This is a genomic window from Paenibacillus albiflavus (assembly GCF_004344915.1).
Lineage (GTDB): Bacteria > Bacillota > Bacilli > Paenibacillales > NBRC-103111 > Paenibacillus_AM > Paenibacillus_AM albiflavus.
In genome coordinates this window covers 523,482-543,747 of record NZ_SKFG01000001.1, presented here as the reverse complement: position 1 = coordinate 543,747, position 20,266 = coordinate 523,482, and the positions used below count along the sequence as shown (strand labels likewise).

Genomic DNA, 20,266 nt, shown 5'->3' with positions numbered 1-20,266 from the left:
TAACTATAAGGATGAAATAGAATGACACGTTCGCCATTAAGTGAGAATGAATATCAAGCCAAAGCCGTATTGAAGCAGCTTATAGCACATGGCTATGATGCTTATTTCGTCGGGGGCTGTGTGCGTGATACGCTGCTTAATCGAGCGGTTCATGATTATGATATTGCGACGAATGCAACGCCGGAAGAGATTATGGCTTGTTTTGAGCGAACGGTGCCGACAGGCATTAAGCATGGCACAGTGACGGTGCTGATGGATCGTCACCCATATGAAGTGACGACGTTTCGGACAGAAACGGAGTATGAAGATTACCGCCGTCCGAAAGAGGTGAAGTATGTAACTTCCCTACTGGAGGATTTAAGACGGCGTGATTTTACCATGAACGCGATGGCCATGGACATTGCGGGCAACCTCATCGATCCGTTCGGTGGCAGAACGGATCTTGGTCAAGGCATCCTCCGCTGCGTCGGCACAGCGGAGGAGCGTTTCGGCGAAGACGCACTGCGCATGCTGCGCTGCGTGCGTTTCGCCGCGAACTATGGCCTCCATGTTGAGGAGGCCACATGGGCTGCGCTCCGCGTCCAGGCACCGCTCCTATCGCATATTGCGATGGAGCGCGTCCGCGCGGAGCTGGAGCGGCTGGTGGGGGGCGCTGACCCCCACCGAGGCATTCGGATGCTCGTGGACAGCGAGCTTCCGAATTATTTTCGGCAGCAGCTTGAGGTGCCGCTAGAACGCTGGCGCAGCGCGTTCGCAGAGCGCGCGCTGCGTGAGCTCGCTACGTTAGAAGACGCAGCGGCTCGCTGGGTTCTCCTCCTACTGTTGCTAGAGGAGGACCCAGCTCACATCGCTGCAGCGCTGCGCAAGCTCACGTTCTCGCGCGCAGCGTGGAGCGCGATTGTCAGCGCGCTTGAGCTGCACAGCAGCATGAGCGAGAGCGTCATGCATCCTCCTGCGGCTGATAGCGCTGTGAGATCGCTTGAGACCACGTTTAAGCTCGCGACACTCGCGCAAGGTAAAGATGCAGCAACGTTATGGCTGAGCGTGATTCGTGTGCTTAGCAACGCTGTACAAGGGGATGATGATGCTTCCTCAGGATCGGGATCTGATCCGAACAATCCATTCCAGCTGGAATCATTCTTGCGCGGCGTTTCCCTTGATATGATTGCTTTTGGTACTGAATGGCTTGATGCTATGACATGCACGAACATACGAGAATTGGCTATAACAGGTTCGGAATTAATTGAAGCTAACGGTAAGCCTGGTGGTCCTTGGGTAGCGATCCTATTGCATCGTCTGCTGCAAGAAGTCGCACTAGGTGCATTACCGAATGATAAAGCAGCTCTATTGGAGGCATCTAGCAATGAATGAAAACTATCAGCGTATACTTCAAGTTTTCCAGGAGCAGGGTGATGCTTTCCTATCTGGTGAACAGCTTAGTCAGCAATTAGGCGTCTCGAGAACGGCTGTATGGAAGCAAATTGAGAATTTACGTGCGGAAGGTTATGTATTTGAAGCGGTATCCCGTAAGGGATATCGTCTAGTTCAATCACCTGTAAAGCTTGATATTGCGAGGTTAATGGCGTTGCTAGAAACTCGTACTTTTGGGCGTTCAATTCATTATTATGATGAGGTTTCTTCAACGAACACCATTGCCCATGATAAGGTCGCACAAGGCGCAGAAGAAGGTACACTCATTATTGCTGAATGCCAGACATCGGGTCGAGGGAGACTAGGACGTTCCTGGTTCTCGCCCAAGGGTAAGGGCATATGGATGAGTCTTGTGCTGAAGCCGAAGATTCCTTTATTCTTTACTCCACAGCTTACCTTGCTTACAGCTGTCGCAGCATGTCGTTCCATCAGACGCGTATGCGCGGTAGATGTCAAGATTAAGTGGCCGAATGATCTGCTCATCTCAGGTAAAAAAGTTACTGGAATTTTACTAGAGACAAGTGCTGAAGATGAGCGTATGAAGTATACGGTATGTGGAATCGGCATCTCCGTTAATTTGAAACCGGACGATTACCCGAAGGAACTGAAGCAAATTGCGACATCACTAGGGATTGAAGCAGGTCATGAGATCGAACGGGAGACGATTATCGCAGCCTTCCTCAAAGAATTTGAGGATTTATGTGAGCTATATTATTCACAAGGTTTCGGTCCTATACGTATACTATGGGAAGCACTTGCTGTTTCTATCGGCCAAGTTGTTCGGGCACACACGTCGCAAGGGATTATTGAAGGAAAGGCAATCGCACTTGATGATTCGGGAGCTCTTGTGATTCTGCAGAATAATGGAGAGGAAACCAAGGTTTATTCTGGTGAAATTAAGCTGAATTAATCAGTGACATGCAGCAAGTGGATTGCTATAATAATGGATGAGGCGATATCTAATCATTAGAATTGCACTCAATATTAGTTTTTATGAACCGTTAGACAACTGGATAATCTAATATTGTTATGTTGGATTCTGCTCTAAGCCAAAAGGAATGAGACAGAAGGGATCATAAGATTCTTTTTCTCATGCACCTTTTAGCTTGTCTAAAAGGTTTTTTTGCGTGATATAGAATTTATAACATTCGTTTCATAAATTCTAAGTATCACCATAAGAAACGCACCCGTCTTATAAAGACGGTGAAACCGTTTCTTCTTGTTTTACATTCTATTGGAAAGCGGGTACACGACTATGCAAGAGCGTAAACCAATAACTACTTCAAAGCTTAAGAAGATGAAGCAGGATGGAGAGAAAATTACCGTTATTACAGCTTATGATTATCCTTCTGCATATCTGGCTGAGGAAGCAGGTATCGATGTGATTCTCGTTGGAGATTCATTAGGTAACGTTGTGCTGGGTTATGATTCGACATTGCCAGTAACAATCGAAGATATGATTTATCATACAAAAGCAGTCACAAGAGCTGTAGATACAACATTCGTCGTAACGGATATGCCGTTTATGACTTATCATGGATCACTTGAAACCACTATGCGCAACGCGGCAAGAATTATGCAAGAAGGACTTGCCAAGGCCTTGAAATTGGAGGGCGGACTTGAAATTGTTCAAGCGGTTGAAGCCATTACAAGTGCTGGTATTCCGGTTATGGGGCATATTGGATTAACACCGCAATCGATTCATCAGATCGGTGGCTTTAAGGTACAAGGCAAAACCAATGTTCAAGCGCAAAAACTATTGGATGAAGCCAAAGCATTAGAGCAGGCAGGTGCATTTGCTGTTGTGCTTGAGCTAGTTACTGATGAGATTGCTGCATGGATTACCGAGCAGCTATCGATTCCAACGATCGGTATTGGTGCCGGCCCTACCTGTGATGGGCAAGTACTTGTATTCCATGATCTATTGGGATATGGACCCGAAACTGCACCTAAACGCTTTGTTAAAACGTATGCCAATGTCGGCGGCATGATCAAACAAGGCATTGAGCAATATGTAAAAGAGGTTAAAGATCGCAGCTTCCCAGCCGCAGAGCATAGCTTCCAAGCGAATCAAGAATTAGTCGGCAAGCTATACGGATCTAACTAAATAGATAAAGAACGCTAAGATTGGAGTTTATATATCATGATCGTCATTCGCAATATTCAAGAACTTATTAATCATTTATCGGAAGAGCGCAAGCAGCGGAACGATCTAGCCGTTGGTTTAGTGCCTACAATGGGCTATTTACATGCAGGACATGTTTCCTTAATTACAAGGGCTAAGCAAACTTGTCCGTATGTTGTGCTCAGTATTTTTGTCAATCCCATTCAATTTGGTCCTAACGAGGATTTTGATAAATATCCGCGTGATGAGGCGCGTGATCTTCAAATCGCTGAACAAGCTGGTGTAGATGTCGTATTCTTACCTACTGTAGAGGAAATGTATCCGTCTCCTACCAAAACCAAAGTTTCCGTTAGTACGTTAACGACTACATTATGCGGCGCTTCACGACCTGGACATTTTGATGGTGTAACGACTGTTGTTAGCAAGCTATTTCATATCGTCCAACCGAAACAAGCGTTTTTCGGTCTTAAGGATGCACAGCAAGTGGCAGTCATTAATCAAATGGTTGTCGATCTGAATATGCCTGTTCAGATTATCCCTTGTCCAATTTTACGTGAAGAAGATGGGCTAGCCCTTAGCTCGCGTAATGTATATTTAAGTGCGGAAGAACGTGAGCAAGCACTTGTTCTGTCTGAGAGCTTAGCTGCTGCAGAGCAGCTCGTTCATGATGGACAAGTTGTGCAGGCCATTGATCTTCAAGCATTCGTTCGTAAGCATATCGAGCAATCGCCAATCGCACAAATTGATTATGTAGAGGTATTGTCATACCCAAGGCTAGAGCCTTTAAATGAGCTCTGCAGTGCAAGCGACGGGTTAATCATTATCGCCTTAGCTGTTAAATTTGGCAAAACACGCTTAATTGATAATACGATCATTTCCTTGGGAGGTGTGCCAACATGCTAAGAACTATTATGACATCCAAGCTTCACCGCGCAACAGTAACGGAAGCTAATTTGAATTACATTGGTTCCATTACGATTGATGAGGATCTGCTTGATCTTGTGGATGTGCTGCCTAACGAAAAGGTGCAGATTGTAAACAATAACAATGGAGCAAGACTCGAAACTTACATTATTCCAGGTCCTCGCGGATCTGGCGTAATCTGTCTGAATGGAGCGGCAGCACGTCTTGTACAAGTTGGCGATACCATTATTATTATTGCCTACGCATTAATGACAGATGAAGAAGCACGTAACCATACGCCAAAGGTCGCGTTCTTAGGGGAAGGCAATAAACCGGTGCAAGTCATTGGTATGGAAACACATTCTACCGTACTCTAACGTGAATCACGTGCATGAAATCATCCCGCCTACAAACAATAAGCGTACTTGGTGAATCACATTTGCAGCATTAACTCATCTGCTTATGTCAAAAGGCGGGATGCATATGTTCAAGCATTTATTTGAAACGATGAATGAAGTATTGGATGAAGTGTCCAAAGAATATCCTCATGCAAGTAAAGCCCAAAGAACTAAGTTAGACGAGCAGCTTCAAGTACTTAAAACGATGAGCGATGAATTTATAGAAAATTGGCTGGCTTTTGAGGAAAAGCTTCGAATTTTCTATATGACAAACCCACAAACAGATCCAGCACAGGTACATGTAACCAAATCTAAGCCTCCTAAAGGAACGACTGTACTAACGAATAGCTATGAGGGGTATAATGTTCAGTCGATGGATTTTGACAGGGGACAAGGGTATTACAAGCTCTCTATGTTTGATGAAGCGATACACCAATTTGAAACAGTTGTTAAGGGGAACCCTGATTGTATGCTTGCACGTGCTTACTTAGCAATGGGGCATATGCGCAAAGGGGACCATCAAGAGGCGGCGAGACATTTTCAATTCTTAATCCCTTTGACAGATAATGCCAAAATAAAGGCGATCTCTTACAATGTTATGGGCTGTATTCAATACGAGAAGCGCAATATGGACAAAGCTGTGGAGTATTTTACCAAGGCTTATCATTGTGACCCGTCCGTCATGAATTTGGATGAATAATTGAACTTCCTATTTCGTCTTTTCATGGTTAATGGTATGCTTATCAGTAGAAACCGTCTGAAGAGACGGTATTCGTTTTCTGCGTGAAGGGATGAAATAAAGGGAATGAAGTTTGCAGTTATCGATTTTGAAACAACTGGTCCAAGCACCGACGATGCAATCATACAAGTTGGTCTTGTCGTTATCGACAATCGAACAATTACAGACAGGTATACATCCCTTGTTAACCCGGGGATCTGTATACCTTCTTCTATTACAGGACTAACAGGCATTACGGATGAAATGGTGGAACATGCACCAGATGTATCAGATGTAATGGCTGAGCTATATCCACGGATTCATGATTGCGTGCTAGTAGCTCATAATATAGCGTTTGATTTTGGTTTTTTGCAGCGTGGGTTGTCCAAAGCTGGTTATTTTCCGTTTGGCGGCAGGCTGCTTGATACGATTGATTTGCTTAAAACATTATTTCCGTCGCTTAATTCCTACCAATTATCGCTTGCAAGTCAGTCCTTTGAGATTGAACATGATCGTCCGCACCAGGCGGATAGCGATGCCGAAGCAACAGCAGAGCTATTGCTCCGTTGTTTAAATCGACTCGATGAATTGCCTTTGATTACGATCCAGAGACTGCATCTGCTCCTTGAGCAGCAGCATGGGAATGATATCGGCTGGTTCTTAAGCGAGATAAGACGAGATCGTGAGCTGCATATAAGCGAGGATCCGGATACGAATCAGTATTATCGCGGCTTTGCACTTAAAGTTAAGGATTGGAATGAAACCCGCGAGGACGAGAAAGATGAACGCGATCTACCTGATTCATTCGAGGAGTTTTACGCAGCATTTAAATCCACAATGAAGGATAAGCTGGAGCATTACGAGGTTCGTGAAGCGCAGGAAACCATGATTAAAGAAGTTCAATCAGCGCTAAGCGATAGTCATCACTTGATGATTGAGGCAGGAACCGGTACAGGCAAGTCAATGGGGTACTTAATTCCTTCCTTGTATTATGGCATAAAGAATAACAATAAGATTGTTGTGTCTACACATACGATTAACTTGCAAGAGCAATTGCGAACACGTGATGTACCGATGCTTCGAGAACTTTTTCCAATCCCTTTTGAAGCTGCATTATTTAAAGGTAGGGGGCATTATCTCTGCTTGCGTAAATTTGAAGCAAGGGTAGGCGCATTGGATTTGGATGGCTCGCGTGATGATGCTATAACAGCTTCGCAGATGACCGTATGGCTGAACGAAACCGAGAACGGCGACGATGAAGAACTGAATTTAACGGGCAGGGGAATTAACTTCTGGCATTCTGTCGCAAGCGATGCGGATTCTTGTCTGAATCGTAAATGTCCTTGGTTCCGCAAATGCTATTATCATCGTGCTCGTAACTCTGCTAATGAGGCAGATCTGGTTATTACGAACCATTCGATGTTATTTACTGACATTAAAGCAGATCACCGCATTTTGCCAGGTTATAATCATTTGATTGTAGATGAGTCTCATCATCTTGAAGAAGTAGCAAGTAAGCACCTTGGTTCAGAACTGCATTATTTTACACTTGTTGGAGCGATCCAATGGCTGTTTAAGGATCTACGTAATGGACAACTCCCTATGGTTCGTACTAAACTAGCGAATTTTGGTGGAGATGAACGAGCCGCCTCTTGGTGTGAGAGTATTGATTTGCTGTTTCCCAAGCTCATGTCTTTAAGAGAACAATGGGATATGCTTTGTGATCGCATGTACGAACTTGTCTCTACAGGCTCTAAAGATGCATCCCAGCAGGATACAGGTCAATATGTTCTTCGACTCAAGTTCGATGAACTTCCAAGGGAATGGGCGAGTGTATTTGATTTATATGAACAATTACATGAAGATCTTGGCGATATGAACAAAGCGCTCGAAAGACTCTTTAACAAGTTAAAGGAGTACCAAGATGATTACGAATTGCAAGACTTTGTTACCGATTTTAATGGGTATGTGAAAGAAATCGCACAATGTCGTGACAATTTACAAATTTTTATGGAAATGAAGGACAATAGTTTTGTATATTGGATAGAAGGCGGTATGAATAACAAGAAAAGCTCCATCTCGCTTAATGCCGTTCCTATAGATGTTAGTAAACTTCTACAAGAATATGTCTTTGAAAAAAAAGAAAGCGTTGTTATGACTTCCGCTACCTTATCCGTAGACAAGTCATTTCAATTCACGGCCTCGCAGCTCGGATTTCCCGAGAACAATTATGAACAAGCTAAACTGCGAACCGTTATGCTTCCTTCGCCGTTTCGCTATCGTGAACAAGCACTTGTATGTGTGCCCAGAGATTTTCCTGGCATCAAAGGCATATCAGGTGAAGCTTTATTCGTAGATAAATTGATCGCATCGCTATTTGAGGTTGCACTTGCGACAAGAGGACGATTGCTCGTCTTATTTACATCAAATAAGATGCTAAAGCAAGTCCACAGCGAACTCAAAGATCGTCTCAAGCCATTTGGTATTGGTGTGCTTGGGCAAGGGGTAGACAGCGGCAATCGCAGTAAACTAACTCGGTTATTCCAAGAAGGTAAGGCAAATGTTTTACTTGGGACTAGTTCTTTCTGGGAGGGTGTGGACATTCCCGGTGATGCGCTTACCGCCCTGGCGATTGTACGACTGCCATTCCAGCCTCCAAGCCATCCGCTCGTTGAGGCGAAATGTGACAATTTGAAGAAACAAAATAAAAATGCTTTCATGAAATTTTCTGTACCACAGGCGGTTATTCGGTTCAAGCAAGGCTTTGGTCGCTTAATTCGTTCATCTCGTGACAAAGGTGTCGTGATTATTTATGATACCAGAGTAATTGAGACCAGATATGGAAGAAACTTTCTATACTCACTGCCTGGTCCCAAAATTGAATCGATGTATACCTCCCAAATCGTACCTAGTATTCAACAATGGATGGGAGAGGATTTGCTTGAAGTCGATGAAAATATCTGACGCAGTTGTTCGTAGACTGCCAATCTATCTAAGATTCTTAAGTGAGCTTGCCATGAACAATGTACTAACGGTTTCCTCACAAGACTTAGGTCAGAAGCTTAACCTAAATCCAGCACAGATTCGCAAGGATTTAGCTTATTTCGGGGAGTTTGGCAAGAAAGGTATTGGCTATGATGTATTATTCCTGATTGAGAAGATTCGTCAAATTCTTAAGCTGGATAAGACATTATCTGTAGGGCTTGTAGGAGCAGGTAATTTGGGCCGTGCCTTATGCAATTACAATACCTACTTGAAGGATTCCATGAAGATTGTAGCCGTATTTGATGCTACTCCGGAGCAGCATGGCAAGGTAATTAATAACCTGATCGTGCAGCCTATGGAAGAGCTGGAAGCAACGATTAAGGCGCTGCAAATCCGCATCGGGATCATTACGGTACCTTCTACAGCTGCGCAGCAGGTAGCAACTCAATTCGTCGCAGCAGGCGTTGAGGCAATTTTAAACTTTGCTCCAGTAGTGATTAAGGTACCAAATAATGTAAGAGTTCATCATGCTGATTTTACGACTGATCTTCAAAGCTTGGCCTATTATTTAGGATAATTAGAGGTATCGTTAACGGCTGCTTCCACAACTTTGTGGGGCAGCTGTTTATTTTATTTAAACAAATTTAAACAACAAAAAAAGACGGCTCCTTGAAAAGTCGTCTTTTGATATAGATCATATTGAGCTTTATTAAATCCAGCCGAACATAATCATATAGATGAGATAGGAAACTACCATCGATATTGGAATCGTAATTAGCCATGTTACAACCATTCGAATAACAGTTGCCCATTTAACTTCGTGGAATCTGATAACACTACCTGTACCAATGATCGCAGAAGTAATAACATGAGTAGTGGACAAAGGCATATTCATGAAAGTTGAAGTTTGAATAACAACGAACGATGTTAAGTCTGAAGCAAAGCCGTTGATCGGTTCGATTTTGATAATTTTAGAAGAAACCGTTTTGATAATTTTCCATCCGCCGATCGAGGTTCCTAAGCCGATTGATGTTGCAGCTGCTAGCTTAACCCATAATGGCACATCAAGATCAGTTTGAAATCCACCAGCGACTAGAGCAAACACGATAATTCCCATCGCTTTTTGTGCGTCGTTACCTCCATGTGAGAATGAAAGTAAACCCGCTGAGAAAATCTGAAATAGTCGGAATACTCGATTTAGCCGGGTACGTGATGAATTACCTTTCCAAACGACAAGGTACTTAATGATTGTCATAATGATGTAACCCGCTGTGAAAGCAATAATTGGCGATAATAATAAGATTGCAATAATTTTACCAAATCCAGCAAAATTGACAGATTCAAACCCAGCTCCTGCAATAACCGCACCGGCAAGGGCACCGATCAAAGTGTGAGAGGAAGAAGATGGAATGGCAAAATACCAAGTAAGCAAGTTCCAGAAGATCGCTGCAAATAAAGTTGCAATAATAATATACATTCCATTTTGGATTACAAATGGGTCTGCGATGGAACCACCGATTGTTTTGGCAACACCTGAGAACATAACTGCCCCGACAAAATTAAGTGATGCTGCATAAAGAACAGCTACCTTGGGTGAAAGGGCTCTTGTCGATATGGATGTTGCAATTGCATTCGCGGTATCATGAAACCCGTTAATAAAGTCAAATCCTAAGGCTAGGACTACGATGATGATAATAATAAGCAAACTGTTGTCCATGATTTCCTCCTAAGGTTCGCGTCTACTTATGAGTAGCGTAGCACGACGCCGTGGAGTATGTTAGCGACGTCTTTACAAGAGTCTGTTGTTTGTTCTAGGCGCTCGTAAATTTCTTTAAGTTTGAAATCTTCGTACGGATCTTTACGATGAGTGAAAATTTCTCTAATCCCTTCACGCATTAATCTGTCGCCTTCATTCTCAAGGTTGGAGATTTGTTCTGTGAATTGTGTAAGCTGCAAATATTTCTTTTTGCTAAGAACTTTAAACGCGTCAAGAATAAGTTGGCAGGAATCCACGATAACTTCGGCGAAACCTTTCATGTACGTATCGGTTATCGTTACGGACAAATAATCGAACCGCGCCAAAGAAGCCTCAATACCATCTAATACATCATCAAGTGAAGAAGCTAGCTCAAGAATATCCTCACGCTCAAGTGGCGTAATGAACACTTTATTTAAGCCGTTAAATATCGTTCTGGTAAGCTCATCACCCTTGGTCTCCAAATCCTTCACAGCTTGAAAAGTTTCTGATGGTGGCTTTGTGTCGTTCATGGCTTGCCTAAATACATTCGCTGCTTCTAAAGTGTTCTCGGCTGCTTTGATAAGTAACTCTAGAAAATCAACATCATTTTTCTTGGTGAACAGCATAGGCTTCCTACAACCTCCTAAAATTTCTTAAGATTAGTGTCTCCAACACTTGGTTGTCCTACTTAGGACGAATAACATAGGTCTATGTATATCTATATCTTAACCCACTTGATTAAAATAGCATATCCAACTATACGAAAGCAATGTGGGATTTTGTCAAAATGTTGATTTTCTACTATTGAACATGTACATTGTAAAAAGGTTTAATACTATATTTACAGCAAAATAAAAGCGAGGAGTTGGAGTTATGAAAAAAATTATTGTAGACGGTCTGTTTATAACGGTTGATGATCAGGAAACAATTGTCAAAGGATGTTTAGTTATAAATAATAATCAAATTGAATTTATTGGATCAGAACCTCCTGAGCCACTTGAAATATACGATGAAGTCATAAATGGTAATAACAAGCTTTACATGCCTGGATTAGTCAATACACACGGACATACTGCCATGTCGCTATTAAGAGGCTATGGTGATGACTTAGCTCTTAAGGTATGGCTAGAAGAAAAAATGTGGCCAATTGAAGCTAAATTTACAGCTAACGATGTAAAATGGGGATCTGCTTTATCGATCGTTGAAATGTTAAAAGGTGGAACAACTTCTTTTGTAGATATGTACGATCAAATGGAGACAGTAGCAGCCTTAGTTGAGCAATCCGGGATGAGAGGTTGCTTGACACGTGGGGTTATTGGCCTATGTTCTACAGAGATTCAAGATCAGAAGCTTCAAATGGCTAAACAATTTGCCAAAGATTGGCATGGCAAAGCGGATGGCCGCATTACCGCAATGATCGCGCCGCATGCACCTTACACATGTCCGCCAGATTATATCGAAAAACTTGTTCAAGCGGCTCATGATCTTGATTTGCCGATTCACACGCATATGTCAGAGTCTGAGCAGGAAGTTCAGCAGAATGTGAATGATTATGGCATGCGTCCAACATTCCACTTGGAGAAGCTAGGTGTATTCAATCGTCCAACCTTATTGGCGCATGCAGTTCATCTTAATGACGAAGAGCTTGCAGTACTTAAAGCTTATGATGTTCGGATCTCTCATAACCCAGGAAGTAATTTGAAGCTTGCTTCAGGTGTTGCACGTGTTCCTGATATGTTGAAAATGGGGATCAAGGTATCCTTAGGTACGGATGGTCCTGCATCTAACAATAATCTCGATATGTTCGAAGAGATGCGTCTTGCGGCGCTAATCCATAAAGGTGTATCGGGTGATCCATTAGCTGTTCCTGCGAAGGAAGCTTTGCGAATGGGAACTTATATGGGTGCTCAGTCTATCTGGCTTGAAGATGTAGGACAACTGAAAGCAGGAATGAAGGCGGACATTATCGCAATTGATATTGATCAGCCGCATCTACTGCCAAGAACGGATTTTGTATCGCATGTTGTTTATTCCGCATCTGCAAATGATGTTGTTGATGTCATAATTGACGGTAAGTGGATCGTTCGAGGTCGTGCATGCTTGACAATGGATGAAGAGAAAGTGAAGCGGGAGGCTGAGCTTTGTTTTGAGAAGCTTACGCAGTAGTGCATATAGTAAAATGTCTAGACCCAAGAAAATACTTTGGATTGCCATCCTCGTATTTGTGGTCTTAATTATCGCTTTGTCTTTCTTCTATGCGAGCGTGCAAAAGGATTATTTTGCCGAACGTGATCGTGCTATGATTAAGGCGAAGGAGGAGCTCAGTCTCAATTCCGTTACACGCTCAGAGCCTTCCTATGGTGACGAGGCGTATCAGATTGTATTTGGCACGGATGCTGGAGATCGCCCCGTTGTCGTGTGGGTCTCGGATTCGAACATGATCGTTGAGCAAGCCGATGGCGCCTTTACGAAGGAAGATGTGAACCGCAAGGTTCTAGAACAGGAGCCGACAGCGACCATACTGCGCACTTTGCCGAACCGGATACAAGGTGTTAATGTGTGGGAAGCCTTTTTTGAAAAGCCAGGAGAAAATGGCAAACCATCTTACTTTTATATGTATTACCGTTTCAGAGATGGGGAATATGTCGATACTTATAAACTCAGCCATTAAGGCTGAGTTTTTTTGTTATTATAGAATTTATTACATTCGTATCATAAATTCTAAGTAATACCTTAAGAAACGCACCTCCTATAAGGACGGTGAAACCGTTTCTTCGTGTTGGATGCTCGGTATGGTACAACCTACCTTCTTAAATCGTATATCAAGTATGATATACTATCGTATATACTGACTCGACTAGAAGGAGGTTTATTCATGAAAAAGTTGAATCCAATTATTATCATATTGAGTAGTGTAATTGCAGTTATTGTGTTGTTCGGCGGCTTTTTCGTCTATCAACGTGTTACGTTTGAATCTCCACTTGCTAATATCATCAATGATCAGCCTTCAGTTGAGAAAGCGACCATTGAGGTTACAGATAATGAAATAAATGTAGATCTAAAGGCTAAACCAGATATCGATTTACGTGAAGTGATGAACGCTATTTACTCACAAGGAGGATCTGCTATCAGCAAGCTGAACGTGAACATGAATGTAGAAGATCAAACTTCACCTGAGCTTGAGACATGGTGGAAATCAATTCTGTTTGATATTGCCGAAGCAATGGAAACAAAAGCATACGGCCGCATTCCTGAGATTTTGCATAATCAAGCACCAGCGTTAGACGGAATTCAAATTTCTACTGATCTTGATGATCACAATGTTTATATCAAACTCGTGCATAAGAATGCCTATAAAATTGTGATTCTTCCGCGTACACCAAGTCAATTGGGGGTGCCGACAAATGTTTAAGCGTGTTTTAAAATTTAAATTTGAAATATTGATAGGAGTCGCTCCTATTCTACTTGGCTTTATTGGGTATATAACGAATCAGCTCTTTCCAACATTGATGTTTGGAGCTGTTGTTACGGCAGCGGTATTACTGATGAAATTTAATAATGGTGGAATGACAGGTTTATTAAGTGGCAGCTCACACAAGAACAAGAGCAAGCATCACAAGCCTATTCATTTGTCATTTGATCAAATTGGCGGTCAAGATCGCGCTAAGAACGAGATTATCGAAGCGCTTGATTTTATTATTCGTAGAGAAGAAATTGCTAAGCTTGGTATTCGTCCGCTCAAAGGACTTCTGCTAACAGGTCCACCAGGTACGGGTAAAACCTTGCTAGCGAGAGCATCGGCTCATTATACGAATTCGGTATTCGTTGCCGCTTCGGGTAGTGAGTTCGTCGAAATGTATGTAGGTGTAGGTGCTAGCCGTATACGTGATTTATTTAAAGAGGCGAGAGTGAAAGCTCAGAAGGAAAAGAAGGAGAATGCAATCATCTTCATTGACGAAATCGATGTGATCGGTGGTAAGCGTGAAGGCGGACAACAGCGAGAATATGACCAGACCCTTAATCAACTGCTAACTGAAATGGATGGCATACATTCAGGGGAAGGTATCCAAATCCTAATCATTGCTGCAACGAACCGTAAGGAGATGCTGGACTCTGCATTGCTTAGACCAGGACGTTTTGACCGTCAGATTGAAGTCGATTTGCCAGATAAGAGTGGACGTATGGCCATTCTTAAAATCCATGCCAAGAATAAACCTGTGCATCCAGATGTATCATGGGATAAAATTGCGGAGCAAACCTTTGGCTTCTCAGGCGCACAGCTTGAAAGTGTGATGAATGAAGGGGCGATTTATACACTGCGAGATGAAGTGGAATGCATTACTTCACAGCATTTGGCTTATGCCATCGACAAGGTGATGTTAGGTGAACGAACAGACCGCAAGGCCAATGAGGAAGAGAAGATTCGTGTTGCATATCATGAACTTGGACATGCAATTCTGGCGGAAACCGTCAGAGAGAATTCTGTATCCCAAGTATCGTTGACACCGCGTGGCAAAGCGCTAGGATATGTTCGTCATAATCCGCCAGCAGATCATTATTTATATACCAAGGCGTATATTGAGGAACAGATTATGATCGCACTTGGGGGAGCCGCCGCAGAAGAAGTTGTTTATGGAGGCAGAAGTACGGGATCACGAAATGATTTTGAGAAGGCGATGGAACTTGTTCGTCTCATGGTTGATTGCGGATTAACGACACTTGGAATTGTAGATGCCCAAATGGTTCCAATGGAGCAGCTTTTGCAAGCGAATGTATCTATTCTAGATGATTTGTTTACGCAAACCAAGGAAGTGTTGATTCAGAATAAGCGAGTTTTGGACCAAGGATTAGCTATCTTGCTTGAAGAAGAAGTGCTGTCTGGTGACGAGTTTCGTAATTTGTTGAAAATTTCAGCTGCATAAATGGATTTTTCGTGTATAATATTAGAGTCGTCTAAGGACGGCTCATTTGCTTTGACTTCTTATTTGAAATTCGTCCAAGTAGGTGTAAAGTACGGATCGCTCAGAGTAAAAATGTGATTTATTTCACAGAAATTATAGTACTTTGACGATGATATCGTTTTTTTGGTCTTATCATATTTTGCATATACTAATTTCAATGCAGAGGTCATCATTTACAAGATGAATAAGAAGGAGCTTTGATCATGGAACTCTATAGAAAGATTGGGGTAATTGGCGGAGGAACGATGGGCAGAGGCATTGCTGAAATGCTAGCTAAGAAAGGGATGGATGTTCAACTTATTGAACAATCTGAGCCGCTTCTTGCTTCCTCACTGGAACAAATTCAATTATCACTTGACAAGCAGCTAGAAAAATGGGCAATCACGGAGTCTGAGAAAAAACTTATTCTTGGTAAAATTCATGGATCAACTGATATGAATGATTTGTCTGATTGTAATTTAGTGATTGAATCTATTACGGAAAACCTTGAAGCGAAGAAAACAGTTTTCCGTCAAATTGATGCAGTTTGTCCAAGTGATGTGATTATTGCAAGTAATACATCAACACTAAGCTTAACTGAGCTTGCAGCAGCAACAAACAATCCGGAACGCGTAATTGGCATGCACTTTGTATATCCTGTGTCCAAAATCGATCTAGTTGAAATTATCCGCGGAATGAAAACTTCCGATAAGACCTATACCGAAACACTTGGATTTGTAACGAATTCATTAGAGAAGACAGGCATTCAAGTATTTGAATCACCAGGTTTTGTTACGACAAGATTGATTTGCTTGCTTATTAACGAAGCGATGCATACATTGTCAGAAGGCGTTGCATCAGCAGAGGAAATTGATCGTGCAATGCGTACTGGCTATCAGTTCAACAAAGGGCCTCTTGAGATGGCAGATCGTTTTGGTCTGGATTCCGTTCTTGCGGCTCTTGAGCAAATGTTCCGTGAGTACGGTGAGTTGAAATACCGTCCATCCTTTATGCTGAAGCAAATGGTTCATGCAGGTCATCTTGGCGTCAAAACTGGACAAGGCTTCTTCAAATACGATAAGGATGGTGACCGTCTGTGAAAGTTTTAGTTATTAATGCAGGTAGTTCTTCGTTGAAATACCAATTGTTCAATATGGCAAATAATGATGTATTAGCGAAAGGTCGAGTAGAGCGAATCGGTATGGATTCTGCGATCCTTGTCCATGAGCCTAAAGATAAAGAAGAAATCAAAGAAGTTAGTGAAATACTTGAACATACAACAGCAATTCGTAAAGTTCTTGATAAGCTCGTTGACAAGCAGCAAGGTGTGCTTGTAAGCATCGATGAAATTGATGCAGTTGGACATCGCGTCGTTCACGGCGGCGAAGCATTCTCTGGATCAGTTATTGTTGATGATAGCGTGAAGAAAGAAATTACGCGCTTGATTGACCTTGCACCTCTTCATAATCCAGCGGCTTTGCTAGGATTAAGTGCGGTTCAAACGAACATGCCAAACGTGCCGAACGTATTCACATTCGATACAGCATTCCACCAAACGATGCCGAAGAGTGCTTACATGTACGCGATCCCAACAATTTTCTATACGAAGCATAAAGTTCGTCGCTATGGTGCGCACGGTACTTCACATCTTTATGTTGGAGAGCGTACAGCAGAATTCCTTGGTCGTCCAATTGAAGAGCTTAAAATCATTTCATGCCATATCGGTAATGGTGCTTCAGTTACAGCTATTGATGGTGGTAAATCCGTTGATACTTCAATGGGTATGACACCGCTTGAAGGACTTATGATGGGTACTCGTTCAGGGGATATCGATCCAGCGGTTGTGACTTATGCAATGGGTAAAGAAGATTTAACAGTCAGCGAAGCGAACTCCATGTTGAATAAACATAGTGGATTGCTTGCGATTTCCAAAATTTCCAGTGATATGCGTGAAGTTACAGAAGCGATGGAAGCTGGCGATCAGAATGCTCAATTAGCATTCGATATGTACATCTACCGTCTTCGTAAATACATCGGTGCTTACGCTGCGGCAATGGATGGGGTAGATGCAATCGTCTTTACAGCGGGTGTTGGTGAGAATTCAGTAGTCGTTCGTGAAGCAGTATGTACGAAGCTCAACTTCTTAGGTGTAGAATTTGATAGCGAGCGCAATAAAACAGGACGTGGATTTGACAAGCGAATTTCCAAAGATACTTCCAAAGTTGAAGTACTTGTGATCCCGACAAACGAGGAATGGATGATCGCTCGCGATACATTTGAACTTGTAAGCAAGAAGTAAGGGAGATCACTTGTTTATTAAAAGCAAGTTATAGTACAATTAAGAAACAGTATTGGTTGCTTAAGGGTTGGTAAGAAACATATTCTTGCCTCCTTTAAGCATTTCTTATGTTTCTATGTGGGAGGAAGCGGAATTTATGAGTGAAAAATGTATCATTCGCGATGTGAAAAATTACGTTGGACAAACTGTAACAATCGGCTGCTGGGTTAACAATAAGCGTTCAAGCGGCAAAATTCAGTTTTTGCAGCTTCGTGATGGTTCCGGTTACATTCAAGGGGTTGTCGTTAAGAATGAAGTGAGCGAGGAAATATGGGATAACGCAAAATCCCTTACGCAAGAAAGCTCCTTATATGTGACAGGTATCGTAAGAGAAGATGAGCGCAGCAAATTCGGCTATGAATTAACCGTTACTGGTGTTGAAATCATTCAAGTCACACAAGACTATCCGATTACACCAAAAGAACATGGTATTGATTACTTGATGGATCACCGTCACTTATGGCTGCGTGCACCACGTCAGCGTGCAATTCTTGTGATTCGCGCTGAAATTATTCGTGCGATTCAGCAGTTTTTTGATGAGCGTGGATTTAAGCTGGTTGACCCGCCTGTACTTACACCATCTTCCTGTGAAGGAACAACGAACTTGTTCCACACCAAGTATTTTGATGAAGATGCTTATTTGACACAAAGTGGTCAATTATACATGGAAGCAGCTGCGATGGCATTAGGCCGCGTATATTCATTCGGTCCTACATTCCGTGCAGAGAAATCCAAAACACGTCGTCACCTGATTGAGTTCTGGATGATTGAGCCAGAGATGGCATTCGTTGATCATGAAGAGAACCTTCGTGTACAAGAGCAATTTGTTGCACATATCGTGCAATCTGTACTTACGAATTGTAAAAGTGAGCTTGAAGTGCTTGAGCGTGATATTACGAAGCTGGAGAAGTGTATCGCACCATTCCCGCGTATTACGTATGATGAAGCTGTGAAGTTCCTTCAAGACAATGGACATGAGTTTACTTGGGGAGAGGATTTCGGTGCACCGCATGAAACAGCGATTGCCGAGAGCTTCGACACACCTGTATTCATTACACATTACCCAACTGAGATCAAAGCTTTCTACATGAAGCCAGATCCGAATCGCCCAGAAGTAGTTATGTGTGCGGATATGATCGCACCTGAAGGCTATGGCGAGATCATTGGCGGAAGTCAACGGATCGATGATCCAGTACTTATGGAACAACGTTTTAAAGAGCATGAACTTTCTGATGAAGCTTATCAATGGTACATGGATCTTCGTAAATACGGAACTGTGCCGCACTCTGGTTTCGGTTTAGGTCTAGAGCGTACAGTAGCTTGGATTTGCGGACTTGACCATGTACGTGAAACAATCGCATTCCCTCGTATGTTGTATCGTCTATACCCATAATTAGCATACAAACGGGTGAGGTGATCGAATGCAACAGGACGGGCGTAAGCTTCAAGCTATGCTTACACAAGGGCTTATGAATGGGACAGTTGTTGTTCCACTTGCACTGCTTCGAACGTATAAGCGGATGGGGCTATCGGAAGCGGAAGCGATGATGCTCATTCATTTGATTGCTTTTACACAAAATGAACGAATTGATTTTCCAACTATCGAAGAACTCCAATCTCGAATGTCTGTCTCTGAGCAGGAGATTTCGATGCTGCTCGAAAATTTGCATCAGGTTGGCATGTTCTTGATTGATGAGAGTGAAGATCCTGAAACAGGGGTTCGTTATGAACGTTATAACCTGGTGCCTCTGTATCAAGCAATGTCAGAGATCATGCTAGATGATCCTACGTTATTAACGATGATGGGACAGCCTTTTGTCATGAAGAATTCATCAACTGAACCGAAAACTGGTTCAAATGTGGATAAAGACCATAGCGATGTGAATCAAGGCAATGATCTGTACTCGATTTTCGAGAAAGAATTTGCTAGACCATTAACACCGATGGAGCTTGAGACGATCACAGGCTGGATTGATCATGATGGTTATAAGGAAGAGTTGATTCTAGCTGCACTAAAGGAGGCTGTATTCACAGGCAAGCTGTATTTCCGCTATGTGGATCGCATCCTGCTCGAATGGCAGCGTAATCGCATTGGTACTGTTGAGCAGGCTAAGCAGTATTCTCAGCGTTTTCGTGGGTTGAAGTAAATAGGGTTTAGGTGAATTGGCACATAAGACATTGTTCTTGTGTGCCGATTTTGTATTTATAGGAGTAGCGTGACAACATTTTGAGAGGTTACAAAATTATCGAATCTAATCAAACGACAACTTAGACTGTTGGTTCTGTAAAGTTTCAATTACAAGAGCCGATGGTATCTTAAAGGTCATTATTTATTAAGCATATTGTATTCAATCCATTTATCTATTTCAGTTTCATTAAAAAATCTTTGATTTCCGATCACGATGAATGGAATGTACCTATACGTGTCGTAAGAACGAAGTACTGCTTTTTCGCGAACTTGACTTGTAATAAGCAAATCAAACTCGTTTAATGAAATTCCCATGTATTGTGCAGCTTCGTTAGAAGTCATTAAAGCTTTCGCCTGAGTAGTATTATTTAGAGATTGGTCTAAATGTTCATTATTTTTTAACCCATTAGTTACTATCCAAGCTGATAAAATTAAGCATCCTCCAAGAATAATAATCGAAATTGGTAACAAAATATTTTCTTTTTTCACTGGTTTTCTCCTT

General features: G+C 42.4%; 19 protein-coding genes. 16 read left to right on the top strand and 3 right to left on the bottom strand.

From position 1 onward, the window contains the following. Positions 1-21: 21 nt before the first annotated feature. The 8 genes from E0485_RS02605 to E0485_RS02570 all read left to right on the top strand — a co-directional run bounded on the left by E0485_RS02605 (position 22) and on the right by E0485_RS02570 (position 9,137). Complete coding sequence (locus tag E0485_RS02605) at positions 22-1,371, top strand: CCA tRNA nucleotidyltransferase (RefSeq protein ID WP_132416232.1); 1,350 nt, start codon at positions 22-24, stop codon at positions 1,369-1,371. After that, the gene (locus E0485_RS02600; protein WP_132416230.1) at positions 1,364-2,341 is read left to right on the top strand and encodes a biotin--[acetyl-CoA-carboxylase] ligase; all 978 of its coding nucleotides are present in this window, start codon (positions 1,364-1,366) and stop codon (positions 2,339-2,341) included. Before E0485_RS02605 ends, E0485_RS02600 begins: the two co-directional genes overlap by 8 nt. Before the next feature lie 345 nt (positions 2,342-2,686). Next, positions 2,687-3,538 (top strand): 3-methyl-2-oxobutanoate hydroxymethyltransferase, encoded by an 852-nt coding sequence (gene panB, locus E0485_RS02595; RefSeq protein WP_132416228.1) that lies wholly within the window; start codon positions 2,687-2,689, stop codon positions 3,536-3,538. Positions 3,539-3,574: 36 nt separating this feature from the next. Beyond that, entirely contained in the window at positions 3,575-4,459 is an 885-nt protein-coding gene (gene panC, locus E0485_RS02590; RefSeq protein ID WP_132416226.1) for a pantoate--beta-alanine ligase, read from the top strand. Continuing rightward, a complete protein-coding gene (panD, locus tag E0485_RS02585; protein ID WP_132416224.1) occupies positions 4,453-4,836 on the top strand; it encodes an aspartate 1-decarboxylase in 384 nt (127 codons plus the stop codon). Before panC ends, panD begins: the two co-directional genes overlap by 7 nt. Before the next feature lie 106 nt (positions 4,837-4,942). Next, positions 4,943-5,557: a tetratricopeptide repeat protein gene (locus tag E0485_RS02580; RefSeq protein ID WP_235857358.1), complete on the top strand. Its 615-nt coding sequence runs from the start codon at positions 4,943-4,945 to the stop codon at positions 5,555-5,557. Between the two features lie 105 nt (positions 5,558-5,662). Further along, positions 5,663-8,539: an ATP-dependent DNA helicase DinG gene (gene dinG, locus E0485_RS02575; protein WP_132416222.1), complete on the top strand. Its 2,877-nt coding sequence runs from the start codon at positions 5,663-5,665 to the stop codon at positions 8,537-8,539. Further along, a complete protein-coding gene (locus E0485_RS02570) occupies positions 8,517-9,137 on the top strand; it encodes a redox-sensing transcriptional repressor Rex (RefSeq protein WP_132416220.1) in 621 nt (206 codons plus the stop codon). Before dinG ends, E0485_RS02570 begins: the two co-directional genes overlap by 23 nt. 132 nt (positions 9,138-9,269) lie before the next feature. On the opposite strand, the gene E0485_RS02565 is transcribed toward E0485_RS02570, so the two are convergent. Further along, entirely contained in the window at positions 9,270-10,277 is a 1,008-nt protein-coding gene (locus tag E0485_RS02565) for an inorganic phosphate transporter (protein ID WP_132416218.1), read from the bottom strand. A gap of 26 nt (positions 10,278-10,303) precedes the next feature. Beyond that, complete coding sequence (locus E0485_RS02560; RefSeq protein WP_132416216.1) at positions 10,304-10,924, bottom strand: DUF47 domain-containing protein; 621 nt, start codon at positions 10,922-10,924, stop codon at positions 10,304-10,306. A gap of 247 nt (positions 10,925-11,171) precedes the next feature. On the opposite strand from E0485_RS02560, the gene E0485_RS02555 reads away from it, so the two are divergent. From E0485_RS02555 to E0485_RS02520, 8 genes are all read left to right on the top strand, one after another. Continuing rightward, positions 11,172-12,464, top strand: a complete 1,293-nt coding sequence (locus E0485_RS02555; RefSeq protein ID WP_132416214.1) for an amidohydrolase — start codon at positions 11,172-11,174, stop codon at positions 12,462-12,464. Beyond that, the gene (locus tag E0485_RS02550; protein WP_132416212.1) at positions 12,445-12,969 is read left to right on the top strand and encodes a cell wall elongation regulator TseB-like domain-containing protein; all 525 of its coding nucleotides are present in this window, start codon (positions 12,445-12,447) and stop codon (positions 12,967-12,969) included. The genes E0485_RS02555 and E0485_RS02550 overlap by 20 nt, the downstream gene beginning before the upstream one ends. 204 nt (positions 12,970-13,173) lie before the next feature. Next, positions 13,174-13,710: a hypothetical protein gene (locus tag E0485_RS02545; protein WP_132416210.1), complete on the top strand. Its 537-nt coding sequence runs from the start codon at positions 13,174-13,176 to the stop codon at positions 13,708-13,710. Continuing rightward, on the top strand, positions 13,703-15,220 hold the full coding sequence (locus tag E0485_RS02540) for an AAA family ATPase (protein ID WP_132416208.1): 1,518 nt from the start codon (positions 13,703-13,705) through the stop codon (positions 15,218-15,220). The genes E0485_RS02545 and E0485_RS02540 overlap by 8 nt, the downstream gene beginning before the upstream one ends. A gap of 242 nt (positions 15,221-15,462) precedes the next feature. Further along, positions 15,463-16,338: a 3-hydroxyacyl-CoA dehydrogenase family protein gene (locus tag E0485_RS02535; protein WP_132416206.1), complete on the top strand. Its 876-nt coding sequence runs from the start codon at positions 15,463-15,465 to the stop codon at positions 16,336-16,338. Beyond that, a complete protein-coding gene (locus tag E0485_RS02530; protein WP_132416204.1) occupies positions 16,335-17,537 on the top strand; it encodes an acetate kinase in 1,203 nt (400 codons plus the stop codon). Before E0485_RS02535 ends, E0485_RS02530 begins: the two co-directional genes overlap by 4 nt. 136 nt (positions 17,538-17,673) lie before the next feature. Next, positions 17,674-18,969: an asparagine--tRNA ligase gene (asnS, locus tag E0485_RS02525; RefSeq protein WP_132416202.1), complete on the top strand. Its 1,296-nt coding sequence runs from the start codon at positions 17,674-17,676 to the stop codon at positions 18,967-18,969. Between the two features lie 28 nt (positions 18,970-18,997). After that, positions 18,998-19,723, top strand: a complete 726-nt coding sequence (locus E0485_RS02520; protein WP_132416200.1) for a DnaD domain-containing protein — start codon at positions 18,998-19,000, stop codon at positions 19,721-19,723. Between the two features lie 179 nt (positions 19,724-19,902). On the opposite strand, the gene E0485_RS02515 is transcribed toward E0485_RS02520, so the two are convergent. Beyond that, positions 19,903-20,253: a MerR family transcriptional regulator gene (locus E0485_RS02515; protein ID WP_132416198.1), complete on the bottom strand. Its 351-nt coding sequence runs from the start codon at positions 20,251-20,253 to the stop codon at positions 19,903-19,905. Positions 20,254-20,266 lie beyond the last annotated feature (13 nt).

Excerpts from the sequence above, each read along its gene's own strand:
- E0485_RS02605 (WP_132416232.1), top strand. The coding sequence starts at position 22 with ATGACACGTTCGCCATTAAGTGAGAATGAATATCAAGCCAAAGCCGTA.
- E0485_RS02600 (WP_132416230.1), top strand. The coding sequence starts at position 1,364 with ATGAATGAAAACTATCAGCGTATACTTCAAGTTTTCCAGGAGCAGGGT.
- panB (WP_132416228.1), top strand. The coding sequence starts at position 2,687 with ATGCAAGAGCGTAAACCAATAACTACTTCAAAGCTTAAGAAGATGAAG.
- panC (WP_132416226.1), top strand. The coding sequence starts at position 3,575 with ATGATCGTCATTCGCAATATTCAAGAACTTATTAATCATTTATCGGAA.
- panD (WP_132416224.1), top strand. The coding sequence starts at position 4,453 with ATGCTAAGAACTATTATGACATCCAAGCTTCACCGCGCAACAGTAACG.
- E0485_RS02580 (WP_235857358.1), top strand. The coding sequence starts at position 4,943 with ATGTTCAAGCATTTATTTGAAACGATGAATGAAGTATTGGATGAAGTG.
- dinG (WP_132416222.1), top strand. The coding sequence starts at position 5,663 with ATGAAGTTTGCAGTTATCGATTTTGAAACAACTGGTCCAAGCACCGAC.
- E0485_RS02565 (WP_132416218.1), bottom strand. The coding sequence starts at position 10,277 with ATGGACAACAGTTTGCTTATTATTATCATCATCGTAGTCCTAGCCTTA.
- E0485_RS02560 (WP_132416216.1), bottom strand. The coding sequence starts at position 10,924 with ATGCTGTTCACCAAGAAAAATGATGTTGATTTTCTAGAGTTACTTATC.
- E0485_RS02555 (WP_132416214.1), top strand. The coding sequence starts at position 11,172 with ATGAAAAAAATTATTGTAGACGGTCTGTTTATAACGGTTGATGATCAG.
- E0485_RS02545 (WP_132416210.1), top strand. The coding sequence starts at position 13,174 with ATGAAAAAGTTGAATCCAATTATTATCATATTGAGTAGTGTAATTGCA.
- E0485_RS02540 (WP_132416208.1), top strand. The coding sequence starts at position 13,703 with ATGTTTAAGCGTGTTTTAAAATTTAAATTTGAAATATTGATAGGAGTC.
- E0485_RS02535 (WP_132416206.1), top strand. The coding sequence starts at position 15,463 with ATGGAACTCTATAGAAAGATTGGGGTAATTGGCGGAGGAACGATGGGC.
- asnS (WP_132416202.1), top strand. The coding sequence starts at position 17,674 with ATGAGTGAAAAATGTATCATTCGCGATGTGAAAAATTACGTTGGACAA.
- E0485_RS02520 (WP_132416200.1), top strand. The coding sequence starts at position 18,998 with ATGCAACAGGACGGGCGTAAGCTTCAAGCTATGCTTACACAAGGGCTT.